The sequence below is a fragment of the Pseudomonas sp. LPH60 genome, from assembly GCF_030718165.1.
GTDB classification, from domain to species: domain Bacteria; phylum Pseudomonadota; class Gammaproteobacteria; order Pseudomonadales; family Pseudomonadaceae; genus Aquipseudomonas; species Aquipseudomonas danubii.
On sequence record NZ_JAVAJH010000001.1, the window covers coordinates 135,481 to 153,946 of the forward strand.

The window sequence follows — 18,466 nt, forward strand, 5'->3', positions numbered from 1 at the left end:
CAGGCGAAACCTGCGGCTAGGGCTGTAGTTCAGGCGATGCGGGCCCGCAGGCTGCGCCACAGCGCGGCCACCATCAGCAGGCTGACCAGAGCCCAGCCCCAGGCCTGCTGGTTGGCCAGGCCTTCCTGATACAGCTGCGGAGCGATGCCGGCACCCAGGATAAAGGTCAGCAAGGCGATTTCGCGGCGTGGCACGCGCACCGGGCGGCACAGGTAGACCAGCGCCGGCAGCAGCAGGGCCGCGCTCGGGAAGCTGCGGTAGCGCGGGTCGAACACCAGCTCCAGCATCATCACCGCGGCGGCGAATCCTGCCGTTGCCAGCAACCAGCCTGCACGCTTTTCCAGGGCATTGAAGGCCCGCAGACGCCAGCCTTCGCGAGGGCTCAAGGCCAGGGTGGCATGGGCCAGAATCAGCAGGTTCAGGCCCAGTAGCAGTCCGGCCCAGCACCATTCGCCAGTGAAGCGGCTGGTGACCCGCGCCAGTTCGCCCCAGGTACCGATGGTGCACGCCGCCAATGCGCCCAGCAGCGGCAAGAGCAGCGCAGCGCGTCGGCTGCGAACCCGGCCACCCAGGATCAGGGTGCCGAGGAATATCACTGCGCCCGCCCCCAGCCATTGTGGCCAGTAAGGCAGGTTGGACACCGGGCCTGCGAGGATGCCCTTGTCCTGGCGATCGGCATCGAACAACCCCCAGTAACCGCCGACTGCGCCTTCGCTGGCGCGTTTCCAGGGCTGATCGAAGGCTTCGATCAGGTTGTAGTGCCAGCCGTTGTGTTCCGCCAGGGCAACGAAGCCACGAATGAACTTGGCCTCGTTGACTCGGCTCGGCAGCGCCGTTTCCCGCTGGCGGCCTTCGCTGGGCCAGCCGGTTTCACCGATCATCACGTCCTTTGGGGCAAAGCGGTTGCCGAATACCTGGCGTACCTCGGCCACGTGGTTCAGGGCCGCGTCGATGTTCGAGGGGTCGTCTTCCCAGTACGGCAACAGGTGAATGGTGAGGAAGTCCACCGCTGGCGCGATCTCCGGGTGCTTGAGCCAGAATTCCCAGACATCGGCATAGGTGACCGGCTGCTTGACCCCGGCCTTGACCTTGAGGATCAGCCGCGACAGTTGCGGCCCGGTGACTTCCTTGCGCAGCAGCGCCTCGTTGCCGACGATCACCGCGCTGACGACATCCGGGTTGGCATTGGCCGAGGCGATCAGCAGGTCGACTTCTTTCTCGGTGTCTACTGGGTTGCTATTGACCCACGCGCCGATCATCAGCTTCAGGCCGTGCTTGCGCGCCAGCTCGGGCAGGGCTTCGAGGCCGGTCATGGAATAGGTGCGGATGCATTCGAAGCGGGTGGCCAGCAATGCCAGGTCGGCGTCCATGCGTTCGGGGCGCAGTTTGAACGGCTGGTCGAAGGGCGATTGGTCCTTGTCGAACGGCGTATAGGAGGCGCATTGCAGTTTGTGGCTGGCGCTGGCGACGTCCGGCAGCGACACCGGCCGGCCAAGGCCGTACCAGTAACTACCAAGGGCCAGCAGGCCGAGCAGGCAGGCGAACAGATAAGCGAGGGTGGGGAAGCGGGCTGTGGCGGACATGGTCAGGCCGTAGTGGAACAAAGCGGGGCATCTTACCCGCATTTGTCCATAGCTTGGTGGCCTGCATGATTTTGACATGCAAAGTTTGGGCGGGCCCTTAGTCGGGGAGGTCGCAGCACCTGGTTACTGGCTATCTGATGTCGTTGCTGGTTGCCTTGAGGTCGCAGGCAGAGCAGGTCGCGGGCGGTGGCGGGTTGATGATCGAAGCATCAGTACTCCGCTGATGATCGAACGCGTTCGCGGTGAGGCGTGATGGGGGCGCTGAGCACCATAACCATACGTTGACGTGCCCGGCAGCCGCCTGGCACTGCACTTTTCGGGGAAGTAACGATGAAGATGCGACGACTCTTAGGCGCAGGTGCCGCACTGGTACTTGCCATCAGCTCCACTCTGGCCAGTGCCGACAGCAAAACCCTGAGCATCGGCTACGTCGACGGCTGGTCCGACAGCGTGGCGACTACCTATGTGGCGGCGGAGGTGATCAAGCAGAAGCTCGGTTACGACGTCAAACTGCAAGCGGTGGCGACCGGGATCATGTGGCAGGGCGTGGCCACCGGCAAGCTCGATGCCATGCTCTCGGCCTGGTTGCCGGTGACTCACGGCGAATACTGGACCAAGAACAAGGACAAGGTTGTCGACTACGGTCCCAACTTCAAGGACGCCAAGATCGGTCTGATCGTGCCGGAGTACGTCAAGGCCAAGACCATTGAGGATCTCAAGACCGATACCAGCTTCAAGAACAAGATTGTCGGCATCGACGCCGGTTCAGGGGTGATGCTCAAGACCGACCAGGCGATCAAGGACTACGGCCTGGACTACAAGCTGCAGGCCAGTTCCGGTGCGGCGATGATCGCCGAACTGACCCGGGCCGAGGATAAGCAGGAATCCATCGCCGTGACCGGCTGGGTACCGCACTGGATGTTCGCCAAGTGGAAACTGCGCTTCCTCGAAGATCCGAAAGGGGTGTATGGCGCCGCTGAAACCGTCAACAGCATCGGCAGCAAGGGCCTGGAGAAGAAGGCGCCAGAGGTGGCAGCGTTCCTGAAGAAGTTCCAGTGGGCGTCGAAGGATGAAATCGGCGAGGTCATGCTGGCCATTCAAGATGGCGCAAAACCGGATGTGGCAGCCAAGGACTGGGTGAGCAAGCACCCGGAGCGGGTTGCCGAGTGGACTGCTAAATAGCCGTCAGGCGTCTAGAGCGAGGGTTGTGAGGCCGGCCGCTGAAATCAGCGGCCGGCCTTGTGTTTTTTTGGGGGGGAAGTTGGCGAGGTGGCTAATGTCGTTCTAATACTAAGGTCGTCTGGAACCTGCCTCACAGCCGCATAGAGTGGATTAGGTTCTACCTAAAATCTGTGCTGCGAGGATAAAAACAATGAACGACAGCATTTACCTCTCGATTCAAAACAGCCCGCGTTTCAAGGAGCTGGTCAGTAAGCGAGAGCGGTTCGCCTGGATTCTCTCGGCGATCATGCTTGGGCTTTACTCGGGCTTCATTCTGTTGATCGCTTACGGTCCGCAGATCCTGGGCGCCAAACTCAGTCCAACTTCATCCATCACCTGGGGCATTCCCATTGGTGTCGGCTTGATTGTCTCGGCCTTCATCCTGACCGGTATCTATGTGCGACGCGCCAACGGCGAGTTCGATGACCTGAACAATGCGATCCTGAAGGAGGCTCAGCAATGATCCGACGTCTATTCGCAGCACTCGGTCTTGCCGCTTTCGCTCCTGCCCTGTGGGCCGCAGACGCTTTGACTGGCGAAGTCCACAAGCAACCCCTCAACGTCTCGGCGATCGTGATGTTCGTGGTCTTCGTCGGGGCCACCCTGTGCATCACTTACTGGGCCTCCAAGCGTAACAAGTCGGCTGCCGACTATTACGCCGCGGGTGGCAAGATCACCGGCTTCCAGAACGGCCTGGCGATTGCCGGTGACTACATGTCGGCGGCGTCCTTCCTGGGGATTTCCGCGCTGGTGTTCACTTCCGGCTATGACGGCCTGATCTACTCCATTGGCTTCCTGGTGGGCTGGCCGATCATTCTGTTCCTGATCGCCGAGCGCCTGCGCAACCTGGGCAAGTACACCTTTGCCGACGTGGCGTCCTATCGCCTCGGGCAGACTCAGATCCGCACTCTGTCGGCCTGTGGTTCGCTGGTGGTGGTGGCGTTCTACCTGATCGCGCAGATGGTGGGTGCCGGCAAGCTGATCCAGCTGCTGTTCGGCCTCGACTACCATGTGGCGGTGATCCTGGTGGGGATCCTGATGTGCCTGTATGTGCTGTTTGGCGGCATGCTGGCCACCACTTGGGTACAGATCATCAAGGCAGTGCTGCTGCTGTCCGGTGCGTCCTTCATGGCGCTGATGGTGATGAAGCACGTCAACTTCGATTTCAACACCCTGTTCTCCGAGGCGATCAAGGTTCACCCCAAAGGTGAGGCGATCATGAGCCCTGGCGGTCTGGTGAAGGACCCGATCTCGGCATTCTCCCTGGGGCTTGCGCTGATGTTCGGTACTGCCGGCCTGCCGCATATCCTGATGCGCTTCTTCACCGTGAGCGATGCCAAGGAAGCCCGTAAGAGCGTGCTCTATGCCACTGGCTTCATCGGTTACTTCTACATCCTGACCTTCATCATCGGCTTTGGCGCGATCCTGCTGGTGAGCACCAATCCGGCCTTCAAGGATGCCGCAGGCGCCTTGCTGGGTGGCAACAACATGGCGGCGGTGCACCTGGCCAATGCGGTGGGCGGCAGCGTGTTCCTCGGCTTCATCTCGGCGGTGGCTTTCGCCACCATTCTGGCGGTAGTGGCGGGCCTGACCCTGGCAGGTGCTTCGGCGGTGTCCCACGACCTCTATGCCAGTGTGATCAAGAAGGGCAAGGCCAACGAGAAGGATGAGATTCGCGTTTCCAAGATCACTACCGTGGCCTTGGGCGTGCTGGCCATCGGCCTGGGCATTCTCTTCGAGAGTCAGAACATTGCGTTCATGGTGGGCCTGGCGTTCTCCATCGCTGCCAGTTGCAACTTCCCGGTGCTGCTGCTTTCCATGTACTGGAAGAAGCTCACCACGCGTGGCGCCATGATTGGCGGCTGGTTGGGCCTGGTCAGTGCGGTGGCATTGATGGTTCTCGGTCCGACCATCTGGGTGCAGATCCTGCACCACGAGAAGGCAATCTTCCCGTACGAGTACCCGGCGCTGTTCTCGATGATCATTGCCTTTGTCAGTATCTGGTTCTTCTCCATCACTGACAAATCGGCCTCGGCGGCCAATGAGCGGGCCTTGTTCTTCCCGCAGTTCGTGCGTTCGCAGACCGGCCTGGGCGCCAGTGGGGCGGTGTCGCACTAAGCTCGGCCTGTGTATCGGCTTCTATATAGAAGCTGTGTAGTAGCAAAATGCCTCGTTCGAAAGATCGGGGCATTTTTTTGTCTGCACGCCCTGTTCAGATACCCTCGACTGCGGGCGCAGCGATGGTCGAGATACAAGGAGCTGGCGTGCCAGCGAAGGCATATTCGAGGGGGAGGCAGGGCTGCGGAGTTCTTCGCCGGCAAGCCGGCTCCGACAGGGGGGAGGTGAGGGGAGGGGAGCAGAAACAAATACGACCTCTGTTAGAGGCCGTATCCGGTGCAGCTAAGACGTGTGCGCAAGGCAGGTCTTACTTGCGGTCTTCCAGCTTGGTGATGTCGCGCGATTCGTAGCCGGTGTACAGCTGACGAGGACGGCCGATCTTGTAAGGACTGGAGAGCATTTCCTTCCAGTGGGAGATCCAGCCGACGGTCCGCGCCAGGGCGAAGATCACGGTGAACATGCTGGTTGGAATGCCGATCGCCTTGAGGATGATCCCCGAGTAGAAGTCGACGTTCGGGTACAAGGAGCGTTCAATGAAGTACGGATCGGTCAGGGCGATCTCTTCCAGGCGCATGGCCAGTTCGAGCTGAGGATCGTTGTTGATGCCCAGTTCTTTCAGGACTTCGTCGCAGGTCTGCTTCATTACGGTGGCGCGCGGGTCGCGGTTTTTATACACGCGGTGACCGAAGCCCATGAGTTTGAACGGATCGTTCTTGTCCTTGGCCTTGGCGATGAACTTGTCGATGTTCGAGACATCGCCAATTTCGTCGAGCATGGTCAGTACGGCTTCGTTGGCACCGCCGTGGGCAGGGCCCCAGAGCGCGGCGATACCGGCAGCGATACAGGCGAACGGGTTGGCGCCCGAGGAGCCGGCAAGGCGTACGGTGGAAGTCGAGGCGTTCTGTTCGTGGTCGGCGTGGAGGATGAAGATCCGGTCCATCGCCTTGGCCAGTACCGGGCTGATCGGTTTGATCTCGCACGGGGTGTTGAACATCATGTGCAGGAAGTTTTCCGCGTACGACAGGTCGTTGCGCGGATACATCATCGGCTGGCCCATGGAGTACTTGTAAACCATCGCTGCCAGGGTCGGCATCTTGGCGACCAGGCGCACGGCGGAAATTTCGCGGTGCTGCGGGTTATTGATGTCCAGGGAGTCGTGGTAGAACGCCGAGAGTGCACCCACTACGCCGCACATTACCGCCATTGGGTGGGCGTCGCGGCGGAAACCGTTGAAGAAGCTCTTCAGCTGCTCGTGAACCATGGTGTGGTTTTTCACGGTGCTGACGAACTGGGCCTTCTGTTCGGCGGTGGGCAATTCACCGTTGAGCAGCAGGTAGCAGGTTTCCAGGTAGTCCGACTTTTCAGCCAGCTGTTCGATCGGGTAGCCGCGGTGCAGCAGAATGCCGTTGTCGCCGTCGATATAGGTGATTTTCGACTCGCAGGAGGCGGTCGACATGAAACCCGGGTCAAAAGTGAAGCGGCCCGTGGCCGTCAGGCCCCGAACATCAATTACATCGGGACCAACGGTGCCGGTTAAAATGGGCAGCTCGACGGGGGCTGCGCCCTCGATGATCAACTGCGCTTTTTTGTCAGCCATGTGGCCTCCTATTTATGCTTGAAATCATCAGACAGACCCCCCACGCAGGGCCCGCACCACTATAGTGAGATAAATCTGAATGTCAATTTGCCTAAAGTCTTGTCCCAGAAGGCTTTGGGAGGGATTTTTTAGCGAAATTCAGCGCCATTTACGCCTTTTATAAGGCTAACGCAATCAGCTATTAGGGGAAGGTGTTTGCGTTGTCATTAGTAGCCTAACTGTCTATACTCGGCCACCGACCTCCGTAGGCTTCTGGGCCCGCTTTATTGGGGGTCGCACTCCCTGGGTAGTGGTTACCTGACCAGTGCACTCCCCAACAACTTTGCCCTGATTGTTAGGGGCTCTTCAGTGTGAAAAAAGCCGTGAATAGCCAACGACCTGTAAACCTAGACCTAAGGACCATCAAACTCCCCATCACCGGCGTTACGTCGTTTCTTCACCGTGTTTCCGGCATCATCCTCTTCCTGGGCATCGGCATCATGCTTTATGCATTGAGCAAATCCCTGGGCTCCGAGGAAGGCTATGCCGAGGTGAAGGCGTGCTTGACCAGTCCGCTGGCCAAATTCGTTGCGTGGGGCCTCCTGTCCGCCTTGCTGTATCACTTGGTGGCCGGTGTACGCCATCTGATTATGGACATGGGCATCGGTGAGACGCTGGAAGGCGGCAAGCTGGGCTCGAAAATCGTTATCGCCGTATCCGTGGTGGTAATCGTTCTGGCGGGAGTTTGGATATGGTAACCAGCGTTACGAACCTGTCGCGTTCGGGCCTTTATGACTGGATGGCACAGCGTGTGTCTGCGGTCGTTCTCGCGGCTTATTTCATTTTCCTGATCGGATACCTCGTAGCGAATCCGGGCATTGACTACACCCAGTGGCATGGCCTGTTCGCAAACAACTGGATGCGTATCTTCAGTCTGCTGGCCATGGTGGCCCTGGGCGCTCACGCCTGGGTCGGCATGTGGACCATCTCGACTGACTACCTGACGCCGATGGCGCTGGGCAAGTCGGCGACAGCAGTGCGTTTCCTTTTCCAGGCAGTATGCGGCGTTGCAATGTTCGCTTACTTCGTCTGGGGTGTGCAGATTCTCTGGGGTATCTGATTCATGGCTAACATTCCAACCATTTCTTTCGACGCCATCATCATTGGCGGCGGCGGCGCCGGCATGCGTGCCGCACTGCAGCTGGCCCAGGGCGGCCACAAGACTGCTGTGATCACCAAGGTGTTCCCGACCCGTTCGCACACTGTGTCTGCCCAAGGCGGCATCACTTGCGCGATCGCCTCGGCGGACCCGAACGATGACTGGCGCTGGCACATGTACGATACCGTCAAGGGTTCCGACTACATCGGTGACCAGGACGCTATCGAATACATGTGTCAGGAAGGTCCGGCTGCGGTCTTCGAGCTGGACCACATGGGTCTGCCGTTCTCTCGTACTGAAACCGGTCGTATCTATCAGCGTCCTTTCGGTGGTCAATCCAAGGATTACGGTAAGGGCGGCCAGGCTGCTCGTACCTGTGCTGCGTCCGACCGTACCGGTCACGCGCTGCTGCACACCCTCTATCAGGGCAACCTGAAAGCCGGTACCACCTTCCTCAACGAGTGGTACGCGGTCGATCTGGTGAAGAACCAGGACGGCGCTTTTGTCGGCGTGATCGCGATCTGCATCGAAACCGGCGAAACCACCTACATCCGCTCCAAGGCCACCGTTCTGGCTACCGGCGGTGCAGGTCGTATCTATGCTTCCACCACCAACGCCCTGATCAACACCGGTGACGGTGTAGGCATGGCGCTGCGTGCCGGCGTTCCGGTGCAAGACATCGAAATGTGGCAGTTCCACCCGACCGGTATCGCCGGCGCTGGTGTACTGGTGACTGAAGGCTGCCGCGGTGAAGGCGGTTACCTGATCAACAAGCACGGCGAGCGTTTCATGGAGCGTTATGCTCCGAACGCCAAGGACCTGGCAGGTCGTGACGTTGTTGCGCGCTCCATGGTCAAGGAAATCATCGCCGGCAACGGCTGTGGCCCGAATGGCGACCACGTGATGCTCAAGCTCGATCACCTGGGCGAGGAAGTGCTGCACAGCCGCCTGCCTGGCATCTGCGAGCTGTCCAAGACCTTTGCCCACGTTGACCCGGTGGTTGCTCCAGTTCCGGTCGTTCCAACCTGCCATTACATGATGGGCGGCGTTGCCACCAACATTCATGGTCAGGCGATCACTCAGAACGCTGCTGGCGAAGACACCATCATCCCTGGTCTGTTCGCAGTGGGTGAAGTGGCTTGCGTATCGGTACACGGCGCCAACCGTCTGGGCGGCAACTCGCTGCTGGACCTGGTGGTGTTCGGTCGTGCAGCTGGCCTGCACCTGGAAAAAGCGCTGACCGACGGTATCGAATACCGCGATGCCAGCGACACCGACGTCGACGTTGCCCTGAACCGCCTGGCCAAGCTCAACGAGCGCACCACCGGTGAAGACGTTGCAACCCTGCGCCGCGAGCTGCAGAACTGCATGCAGAACTACTTCGGTGTATTCCGTACCGGCGAGTACATGCAGAAGGGTATTGCTCAGCTGGCTGAGCTGCGCGAGCGTATCGCCAACGTCAAGATCAACGACAAGTCTCAAGCTTTCAACACTGCGCGTATCGAAGCACTTGAGCTGCAGAACCTGCTGGAAGTGGCTGAAGCCACTGCCATCGCTGCCGAAGTGCGTAAAGAGTCCCGCGGCGCTCACGCCCGTGAAGACTTCGAAGACCGTGACGACGAAAACTGGCTGTGCCACACCCTGTACTTCCCGGGTGAGAAGCGCGTTGCCAAGCGTGCGGTCAACTTCTCGCCGAAGACTGTTCCGACTTTTGAACCAAAAGTCCGGACTTACTAAAGGGTGATCGATATGTTGCAAGTTGAAGTTTATCGTTACAACCCTGACACCGACTCGGCTCCGAAAACCCAGGTTTTCCAGGTCGACACCGGTGGCAAGGACTTGATGGTGCTGGACGTGCTGGCGCTGATCAAAGAGCAGGACGAGGGTTTCTCCTATCGTCGTTCCTGCCGTGAAGGCGTTTGCGGTTCCGATGGCATGAACATCAACGGCAAGAACGGCCTGGCGTGCATCACGCCGCTGTCCGCCGTGGTCAAGAAGAACAAGCTGGTTGTTCGTCCGCTGCCAGGTCTGCCGGTTATCCGTGACCTGGTCGTCGATATGAGCATCTTCTACAAGCAATACGAGAAGGTGAAGCCATTCCTGCAGAACGACACGCCGGCTCCGGCCATCGAGCGTCTGCAGTCCCCGGAAGAGCGCGAAAAGCTCGACGGTCTGTACGAGTGCATCCTGTGCGCTTGCTGCTCGACCTCTTGCCCGTCCTTCTGGTGGAACCCGGACAAGTTCCTGGGTCCGGCTGCTCTGCTGCAAGCCTATCGCTTCCTGGCAGACAGCCGTGACACCAAGACATCCGAGCGTCTGGCTTCCCTGGACGACCCGTTCAGCGTATTCCGCTGCCGGGGGATCATGAACTGCGTCAACGTTTGTCCGAAGGGCCTGAACCCGACTAAGGCCATCGGTCACATTCGTAACATGTTGCTGCAGAGTGGCGTGTGATTCAGCTGTTGTACCCGTAGGACCGCTGTACCCGTAAAAGCCAAGGCGCGGGCTTCAACCCGCGTCATGGCTCTAACCTGAGCAGCAGCTCACAAAGTGGCTGCTTTTATTTTTGAAGAAATGAGACAAGCAGGGGCATCCGGGCTGGTACCCGGACTATCAGCGTGATCCTAAGTGGCTTGTTTTGGTCGCTGCATTCGGACTTCTGCAAGCTTGCTCGGTGTCTTCGCCGGTGGTGTTCCCCTAACCGAGGGTGACCAAGCATGCAAGAAAGCGTGATGCAGCGCATGTGGAACAGCGCCTACCTATCCGGTAGTAACGCTGCCTATGTGGAAGAGCTCTACGAGCTCTACCTGCACGACCCTAACGCTGTGCCAGAAGAGTGGCGCACTTACTTTCAGAAGTTGCCTACCGACGGCAGCACTGCCATCGATGTTTCGCACTCGACAATCCGCGATCATTTCGTCTTGCTGGCAAAGAACCAGCGCCGCGCCCAACCGGTATCCGCCGGCAGCGTGAGCAGTGAGCACGAGAAGAAGCAAGTTGAAGTGCTGCGATTGATCCAGGCCTATCGGATGCGTGGCCACCAGGCAGCCCAGCTGGACCCGCTGGGGCTGTGGCAGCGTCCTGCACCTGCAGACCTGTCGATCAATCATTACGGCTTGACCAATGCCGATCTTGATACGACCTTCCGTGCCGGCGACCTGTTCATCGGCAAAGAGGAAGCGAGCCTACGCGAAATTCACGAAGCGTTGCAGCAGACATATTGCCGCACCATCGGAGCTGAATTCACGCACATCACCGATTCCGAACAGCGTCAGTGGTTCCAGCAGCGTCTGGAAAGCGTACGCGGTCGTCCGACCTATTCCGCCGACATCAAGAGCCACCTGCTCGAGCGCGTCACCGCCGGCGAAGGCCTGGAAAAATACCTGGGTACCAAATACCCGGGCACCAAGCGTTTCGGTCTGGAAGGTGGTGAAAGCCTGATTCCAATGCTCGACGAGCTGATCCAGCGTTCCGGTTCCTACGGCACCAAGGAAGTCGTGATCGGCATGGCTCACCGTGGCCGTCTCAACGTGCTGGTCAACACCTTCGGCAAGAACCCGCGCGAGCTGTTCGACGAGTTCGAAGGCAAGAAGAAGGTCGAGCTGGGCTCCGGTGACGTTAAGTATCACCAGGGCTTCTCGTCCAACGTGATGACTGCCGGCGGCGAAGTTCACCTGGCCATGGCGTTCAACCCGTCCCACCTGGAAATCGTTTCTCCAGTGGTCGAGGGTTCGGTGCGCGCCCGTCAGGATCGTCGCAACGACCAGACCGGCGACAAGGTTCTGCCGATCTCGATCCACGGTGACGCGGCGTTTGCCGGTCAGGGCGTGGTGATGGAAACCTTCCAGATGTCCCAGACCCGCGGTTTCCGTACCGGCGGCACTGTGCACATCGTCATCAACAACCAGGTAGGTTTCACCATCAGCAACCCGCTGGACTCGCGCTCCACCGAGTACGCTACCGACGTTGCGAAGATGATCCAGGCGCCGATCCTCCATGTGAATGGTGATGATCCGGAAGCCGTGTTGTTCGTGACCCAGCTGGCCATTGACTACCGCATGCAGTACAAGCGCGACGTGGTGATCGACCTGGTCTGCTACCGTCGTCGCGGCCACAACGAGGCCGACGAGCCAAGCGGCACCCAGCCACTGATGTATCAGCAGATCACCAAGCAGCGCACCACCCGTGAGCTGTATGCCGATCGCCTGATCCAGAGCGGTGTGCTCGACGCAGAGCGTGTTCAGGCGAAAGTCGATGAGTACCGCAATGCGCTGGACAACGGTCTGCACGTAGTGAAGAGCCTGGTCAAGGAACCGAACAAAGAGTTGTTCGTGGACTGGCGTCCATACCTGGGCCACACCTGGACCGCACGTCACGACACCACCTTCGATCTCAAGACCCTGCAGGAACTGTCCGCCAAGTTGCTGGAGCTGCCGGAAGGCTTCGTGGTTCAGCGTCAGGTTGCGAAGATCTACGAAGACCGTCAGAAGATGCAAGCCGGCGGCCTGCCGATCAACTGGGGTTACGCTGAAACCATGGCGTACGCGACCCTGGCGTTCGAAGGTCACCCGATCCGCATGACCGGCCAGGACATCGGCCGCGGCACCTTCTCGCACCGCCACGCCGTTCTGCACAACCAGAAAGATGCCAGCACTTATGTGCCGCTCAAGCATCTGTTCGAAGGGCAGCCGCGCTTTGACCTGTACGACTCCTTCCTGTCGGAAGAGGCAGTACTGGCATTCGAATACGGCTACTCGACCACCACGCCGAACGCGCTGGTGATCTGGGAAGCCCAGTTCGGCGACTTCGCCAACGGTGCGCAAGTGGTGATCGACCAGTTCATCACCAGCGGCGAGCACAAGTGGGGCCGTCTCTGCGGTCTGACCATGCTGCTGCCTCACGGTTACGAAGGTCAGGGCCCTGAGCACTCCTCGGCGCGTCTGGAGCGTTACCTGCAACTGTGTGCCGAGCACAACATTCAGGTGTGCATGCCGACCACTCCGGCACAGATCTACCACTTGCTGCGCCGTCAGGTGATCCGCCCTCTGCGCAAGCCACTGGTGGTTCTGACTCCGAAGTCGCTGCTGCGCCACAAGCTGGCCATCTCGACTCTGGAAGATCTGGCCGAAGGTTCGTTCCAGACCGTGATTCCGGAAATCGACGTACTGGACCCGAAAAAGGTCGAGCGCCTGATTCTGTGTAGCGGCAAGGTCTACTACGACCTGTTGGAAAAACGCCGTGCCGAAGGTCGTGAAGACATCGCCGTCGTGCGTATTGAGCAGCTGTACCCGTTCCCTGAGGACGATCTGAACGAAGTCCTGGCTCCGTATACCAACCTCAAGCATGTGGTTTGGTGTCAGGAAGAGCCGATGAACCAGGGCGCCTGGTACTGCAGCCAGCACCATATGCGTCGCATCGTAGGCAATCACGACAAGTCGCTCGTACTCGAGTACGCGGGCCGTGACGCCTCTGCTGCGCCTGCTTGTGGCTACGCGTCGATGCACGCCGAGCAGCAGGAAAAACTGCTGCAAGATGCCTTCACTGTTTAACGCCTTCGCGCACCTGAAACCGAATTTAAGGAACCACTGATAATGGCTATCGAGATCAAAGCCCCCACTTTCCCGGAATCGGTTGCCGATGGCACCGTTGCCACCTGGCACAAGCAACCGGGCGAAGCCGTCAAGCGCGACGAGCTGATCGTCGACATCGAGACCGACAAGGTTGTGCTGGAAGTGCTGGCCACCGCTGATGGCGTACTGGGCGCTATCGTCAAGAACGAAGGCGACACCGTTCTGTCCGACGAAGTTCTGGGCTCCATCGTTGAAGGCGGTGCTGCTACCGCTGCTCCTGCTGCCGCCGCTCCGGCCGCTGCCGCTGCTGCCCCGGCTGCCGCTGACGGCGAAGACGATCCAATCGCCGCTCCTGCCGCGCGCAAGCTGGCTGAAGAAAACGGCATCAACATCGCTTCCGTTGCCGGTACCGGCAAAGGCGGTCGTGTGACCAAGGAAGACGTGGTGGCTGCCGTTGCCGCCAAGAAAGCCGCTCCGGCTGCCGCGCCTACCAAGGCTCCGGCTCCAGCCGCTGCTGCTCCAGTCTTCGCTGCCGGCGATCGCGTCGAGAAGCGCGTACCTATGACCCGTCTGCGGGCCAAGGTTGCCGAGCGTCTGGTTGAAGCCCAGTCGAACATGGCCATGCTGACCACCTTCAACGAAGTCGACATGACCGAAGTCATGGCTCTGCGTTCGAAGTACAAGGACCTGTTCGAGAAGTCCCACAATGGCGTGCGCCTGGGCTTCATGTCGTTCTTCGTCAAGGCCGCCACCGAAGCGCTGAAGCGCTTCCCTGCGGTCAACGCTTCGATCGACGGTTCCGACATCGTCTACCACGGCTACGCCGACATCGGTGTTGCGGTGTCCAGCGACCGTGGCCTGGTGGTTCCGGTTCTGCGTAACGCCGAGCTGATGAGCCTGGCCGAAATCGAAGGCGGCATCGCCACCTTCGGCAAGAAGGCCCGCGACGGCAAGCTGTCGATGGAAGAGATGACCGGTGGTACTTTCACCATCACCAACGGTGGTACTTTCGGTTCGATGATGTCGACCCCGATCGTCAACCCACCGCAAGCCGCTATCCTGGGCATGCACAACATCCTGCAACGTCCTATGGCGATCAACGGCCAGGTAGTAATCCGTCCGATGATGTACCTGGCGCTGTCCTACGATCACCGTCTGATCGACGGTAAAGAAGCTGTGACGTTCCTGGTGACCATCAAGAACCTGCTGGAAGACCCGGCGCGTCTGCTCCTGGACATCTAAAAAGCAGTTGCAAGCTGCAAGCGACAAGTTCCGAGCCCTTAAGGCAAGGGACTTCAAGCTTGCGGCTTGCGGCTTCTAGCTTGCCGTTAAAAGGAACCTTTTTATGACTCAGAAATTCGACGTAGTAGTGATTGGCGCGGGCCCAGGCGGTTATGTAGCTGCAATCAAGGCAGCACAGCTTGGTCTGACGACTGCTTGCATCGAGAAGTACACCGATAAAGAGGGCAAGCTGGCCCTCGGCGGTACTTGCCTGAACGTCGGTTGCATTCCTTCCAAGGCGCTGCTGGACAGCTCCTGGAAATTCCATGAGGCCCAGGACGGTTTCGCCATCCACGGTATCAGCCACGCTGGCGTGACCATGGACGTACCGGCCATGGTCGGTCGCAAGGCCAACATCGTCAAAGGCCTGACCAGCGGTGTTGCCACCCTGTTCAAAGCCAACGGCGTCACTTCGATCCAAGGCCACGGCAAACTGCTGGCCGGCAAGAAAGTCGAAGTCACCAAGCCGGACGGTTCGGTTGAAGTCATCGAAGCTGAAAACGTGATCCTGGCTCCAGGTTCGCGTCCAATCGACATTCCACCAGCCCCGGTCGATCAGAATGTCATCGTCGACTCCACCGGCGCCCTGGAATTCCAGGCCGTACCAAAACGTCTGGGCGTGATCGGCGCTGGCGTTATTGGTCTGGAACTGGGTTCGGTCTGGTCGCGTCTGGGCGCGCAAGTGACTGTCCTGGAAGCCCTGGACACCTTCCTGATGGCAGCTGACACCGCTGTTTCCAAGGAAGCGCTGAAAACCCTGACCAAGCAGGGTCTGGACATCAAGCTGGGCGCTCGCGTGACCGGCTCCAAGGTCAACGGAGAAGAAGTCGTGGTGACCTACACCGACGCCAACGGCGAACAGACCATCACTTTCGACAAGCTGATTGTCGCCGTTGGTCGCCGTCCGGTGACCACCGATCTGCTGGCTGCCGACTGCGGCGTAACCCTCGACGAGCGCGGTTTCGTGCACGTTGACGATCACTGCGCTACTACCGTACCGGGCGTCTACGCCATTGGTGACGTGGTGCGCGGCATGATGCTGGCTCACAAGGCCTCGGAAGAGGGCATCATGGTTGCCGAGCGCATCAAGGGCCACAAGGCCCAGATGAACTATGACCTGATCCCTTCGGTTATTTATACTCACCCGGAAATTGCATGGGTCGGTAAAACCGAGCAGGCCTTGAAAGCTGAAGGCGTTGAAGTTAACGTCGGCACCTTTCCGTTTGCCGCCAGCGGCCGTGCCATGGCAGCCAACGACACCGGTGGTTTCGTCAAAGTCATCGCCGATGCCAAGACTGACCGCGTATTGGGCGTCCACGTGATTGGCCCAAGCGCTGCGGAACTGGTTCAGCAAGGTGCAATCGGCATGGAATTCGGCACCAGCGCCGAAGACCTGGGCATGATGGTTTTCTCTCATCCGACCCTGTCCGAAGCCCTGCACGAAGCAGCTCTGGCTGTGAATGGCACTGCCATCCACATTGCCAACCGCAAGAAACGCTAAGCAATAATAAGAAACCACGGCGGTTGGCCCGTCGTGAGCCTTGTGCGCAAGACTCACCGCGGAATATCCGCTGGACTCGACCTCTTGAGGTAGCGCCACACACTGGACCGGGGCCCAGGCTCCGGGTTCAGGTGTGGCGCTGGTTTGAGAGTAGCGGTCACAGGTGGTGCGGCACTCAATCTTGAGCGCAGCGCCGAATGCGCAGTACCTAACGAAGACGGTAAAAAGCATGAATCTTCACGAGTATCAGGGTAAGCAGCTGTTCGCTGAATACGGCCTGCCAGTATCCAAAGGCTACGCGGTAGACACCCCGGAAGAAGCAGCAGAAGCTTGCGACAAAATCGGCGGCTCCGAGTGGGTTGTCAAAGCCCAGGTTCACGCCGGTGGTCGCGGTAAAGCGGGCGGCGTTAAGCTGGTTCGCAGCAAAGAAGACGCTAAGGCATTCGCTCAGCAGTGGTTGGGCAAGCGTCTGGTGACCTATCAGACTGACGCCAATGGCCAGCCTGTCACCAAGATCCTGGTTGAATCGTGCACTGATATCGCTAAAGAGCTGTACCTGGGCGCTGTCGTTGACCGTTCGAGCCGTCGCATCGTGTTCATGGCTTCCACCGAAGGTGGCGTGGACATCGAGAAAATCGCTCACGACACTCCAGAAAAAATTCTGAAAGCCACTATCGACCCACTGGTTGGCGCTCAGCCATTCCAGGGTCGCGAGCTGGCTTTCCAGCTGGGTCTGGAAGGCAAGCAAGTTGCCCAGTTCGCCAAGATCTTCGTGGGTCTGGCCAAACTGTTCCAGGATCACGATCTGGCCCTGCTGGAAGTGAACCCGCTGGTGATCAAGGCTGACGGCGATCTGCACTGCCTGGACGCCAAGATCAACATCGACGCCAACGCCATGTACCGTCAGCCTAAGCTGAAGACCTTCCACGATCCGTCGCAGGACGATCCGCGCGAAGCGCACGCTGCCAAGTTCGAACTGAACTACGTAGCCCTGGAAGGCAACATCGGCTGCATGGTCAACGGTGCCGGCCTGGCCATGGGTACCATGGACATCGTCAACCTGCACGGCGGTAAGCCAGCCAACTTCCTCGACGTGGGCGGCGGTGCTACCAAAGAGCGCGTGACCGAAGCTTTCAAGATCATCCTGTCCGACACCAACGTCGCAGCAGTACTGGTCAACATCTTCGGCGGCATCGTTCGCTGCGACATGATTGCCGAAGGCATCATCGGCGCTGTGAAAGAAGTCGGCGTGAAAATCCCGGTTGTTGTTCGCCTTGAAGGCAACAACGCTGAACTGGGCGCTAAAGTACTGGCAGAAAGCGGCTTGAACATCATCGCTGCTACCAGCCTGACCGACGCTGCTCAACAAGTTGTCAAAGCTGCGGAGGGCAAATAATGAGCGTCCTGATCAATAAAGACACCAAAGTTATCTGCCAGGGTATTACCGGTTCGCAAGGTAGTTTCCACACCCAGCAAGCCATCGAATACGGCACCCAAATGGTGGGTGGCGTAACTCCTGGCAAAGGCGGCACCGAGCACCTGGGCCTGCCAGTGTTCAACACCGTGAAAGACGCTGTAGCTGCCACTGGCGCCACCGCCAGCGTGATCTACGTTCCGGCTCCTTTCTGCAAGGACTCGATCCTGGAAGCAGCTTTCGGCGGCATCAAGCTGATCGTCTGCATCACCGAAGGCATTCCTACCCTGGACATGCTGGACGCTAAAGTTAAGTGCGACGAGCTGGGTGTTACCCTGATCGGCCCTAACTGCCCAGGCGTGATCACTCCAGGCGAATGCAAGATCGGCATCATGCCAGGTCACATTCACTTGCCAGGCAAGGTCGGTATCGTTTCCCGTTCCGGCACCCTGACTTACGAAGCCGTTAAGCAGACCACTGACGCCGGTTTCGGTCAGTCCACCTGCGTCGGCATCGGTGGTGACCCGATCCCAGGCTCCAACTTCATCGACATCCTGAAGCTGTTCCAGGAAGACCCGAAGACCGAAGCGATCGTGATGATCGGCGAGATCGGCGGTTCGGCTGAAGAAGAAGCGGCTGCCTACATCAAGGCTCACGTGACCAAGCCGGTTGTTTCCTACATCGCTGGTGTGACTGCTCCTCCGGGCAAGCGCATGGGCCATGCTGGCGCAATCATCTCTGGCGGCAAAGGCACTGCAGACGAGAAATTCGCTGCGCTGCAAGACGCAGGCGTGAAAACCGTGCGTTCGCTGGCAGACATCGGCAAGGCCCTGGCCGAGCTGACCGGTTGGGCTGTCAAGTAAGCCTCGCGCTTAACTGACGCTTCAACCACAAAGGCCACCTTCGGGTGGCCTTTGTGCTTTCTGCCGTAGGAGCCGGCTTGCTGGGAAGAGGCCTTCAGTTGCTGCCTTGGGGGAGGGCTTCGCTGGCAAGCCAGCTCCTATACAAGCCGCGCTGACCTAATTCGGCTTCTATAGGCTTCG

14 protein-coding genes are annotated in these 18,466 nt (G+C 59.3%); 12 read left to right on the forward strand and 2 right to left on the reverse strand.

Going from position 1 to position 18,466, the window contains the following annotated elements; genetic code table 11:
* Positions 1–29: 29 nt before the first annotated feature.
* Positions 30–1,583, reverse strand: a complete 1,554-nt coding sequence (locus Q8O96_RS00665; protein ID WP_102864109.1) for a beta (1-6) glucans synthase — start codon at positions 1,581–1,583, stop codon at positions 30–32.
* Positions 1,584–1,913: 330 nt separating this feature from the next.
* Between Q8O96_RS00665 and Q8O96_RS00670 the strand changes: the two genes are divergently transcribed.
* The 3 genes from Q8O96_RS00670 to Q8O96_RS00680 all read left to right on the forward strand — a co-directional run bounded on the left by Q8O96_RS00670 (position 1,914) and on the right by Q8O96_RS00680 (position 4,922).
* Positions 1,914–2,765 (forward strand): glycine betaine ABC transporter substrate-binding protein, encoded by an 852-nt coding sequence (locus Q8O96_RS00670; protein WP_102863974.1) that lies wholly within the window; start codon positions 1,914–1,916, stop codon positions 2,763–2,765.
* 190 nt (positions 2,766–2,955) lie between these two features.
* Complete coding sequence (locus tag Q8O96_RS00675; protein WP_102863973.1) at positions 2,956–3,267, forward strand: DUF485 domain-containing protein; 312 nt, start codon at positions 2,956–2,958, stop codon at positions 3,265–3,267.
* Positions 3,264–4,922 carry a cation acetate symporter gene (locus Q8O96_RS00680; protein WP_102863972.1) on the forward strand — a complete coding sequence of 553 codons (1,659 nt, stop codon included), beginning with the start codon at positions 3,264–3,266 and terminating at the stop codon, positions 4,920–4,922. The genes Q8O96_RS00675 and Q8O96_RS00680 overlap by 4 nt, the downstream gene beginning before the upstream one ends.
* 307 nt (positions 4,923–5,229) lie before the next feature.
* Here Q8O96_RS00680 and gltA read toward each other — a convergent pair whose 3' ends face one another.
* Positions 5,230–6,519: a citrate synthase gene (gene gltA, locus Q8O96_RS00685; protein WP_011060047.1), complete on the reverse strand. Its 1,290-nt coding sequence runs from the start codon at positions 6,517–6,519 to the stop codon at positions 5,230–5,232.
* Between the two features lie 350 nt (positions 6,520–6,869).
* On the opposite strand from gltA, the gene sdhC reads away from it, so the two are divergent.
* From sdhC to sucD, 9 genes are all read left to right on the forward strand, one after another.
* The gene (gene sdhC, locus Q8O96_RS00690; protein ID WP_015634665.1) at positions 6,870–7,256 is read left to right on the forward strand and encodes a succinate dehydrogenase, cytochrome b556 subunit; all 387 of its coding nucleotides are present in this window, start codon (positions 6,870–6,872) and stop codon (positions 7,254–7,256) included.
* Positions 7,250–7,618 carry a succinate dehydrogenase, hydrophobic membrane anchor protein gene (gene sdhD, locus Q8O96_RS00695; RefSeq protein WP_011060049.1) on the forward strand — a complete coding sequence of 123 codons (369 nt, stop codon included), beginning with the start codon at positions 7,250–7,252 and terminating at the stop codon, positions 7,616–7,618. Before sdhC ends, sdhD begins: the two co-directional genes overlap by 7 nt.
* 3 nt (positions 7,619–7,621) lie before the next feature.
* Entirely contained in the window at positions 7,622–9,394 is a 1,773-nt protein-coding gene (gene sdhA / locus Q8O96_RS00700; protein ID WP_102878886.1) for a succinate dehydrogenase flavoprotein subunit, read from the forward strand.
* Between the two features lie 12 nt (positions 9,395–9,406).
* Complete coding sequence (locus Q8O96_RS00705; RefSeq protein WP_011060051.1) at positions 9,407–10,111, forward strand: succinate dehydrogenase iron-sulfur subunit; 705 nt, start codon at positions 9,407–9,409, stop codon at positions 10,109–10,111.
* Positions 10,112–10,374: 263 nt separating this feature from the next.
* Complete coding sequence (locus tag Q8O96_RS00710; RefSeq protein WP_102863970.1) at positions 10,375–13,206, forward strand: 2-oxoglutarate dehydrogenase E1 component; 2,832 nt, start codon at positions 10,375–10,377, stop codon at positions 13,204–13,206.
* Positions 13,207–13,248: 42 nt separating this feature from the next.
* Positions 13,249–14,469, forward strand: a complete 1,221-nt coding sequence (gene odhB / locus Q8O96_RS00715; protein ID WP_305948217.1) for a 2-oxoglutarate dehydrogenase complex dihydrolipoyllysine-residue succinyltransferase — start codon at positions 13,249–13,251, stop codon at positions 14,467–14,469.
* 103 nt (positions 14,470–14,572) lie between these two features.
* On the forward strand, positions 14,573–16,009 hold the full coding sequence (lpdA, locus tag Q8O96_RS00720; RefSeq protein WP_102863968.1) for a dihydrolipoyl dehydrogenase: 1,437 nt from the start codon (positions 14,573–14,575) through the stop codon (positions 16,007–16,009).
* Between the two features lie 229 nt (positions 16,010–16,238).
* Positions 16,239–17,405 carry an ADP-forming succinate--CoA ligase subunit beta gene (gene sucC / locus Q8O96_RS00725; RefSeq protein ID WP_009047768.1) on the forward strand — a complete coding sequence of 389 codons (1,167 nt, stop codon included), beginning with the start codon at positions 16,239–16,241 and terminating at the stop codon, positions 17,403–17,405.
* Positions 17,405–18,286: a succinate--CoA ligase subunit alpha gene (gene sucD / locus Q8O96_RS00730; protein WP_068587916.1), complete on the forward strand. Its 882-nt coding sequence runs from the start codon at positions 17,405–17,407 to the stop codon at positions 18,284–18,286. Before sucC ends, sucD begins: the two co-directional genes overlap by 1 nt.
* Positions 18,287–18,466: the final 180 nt, after the last annotated feature.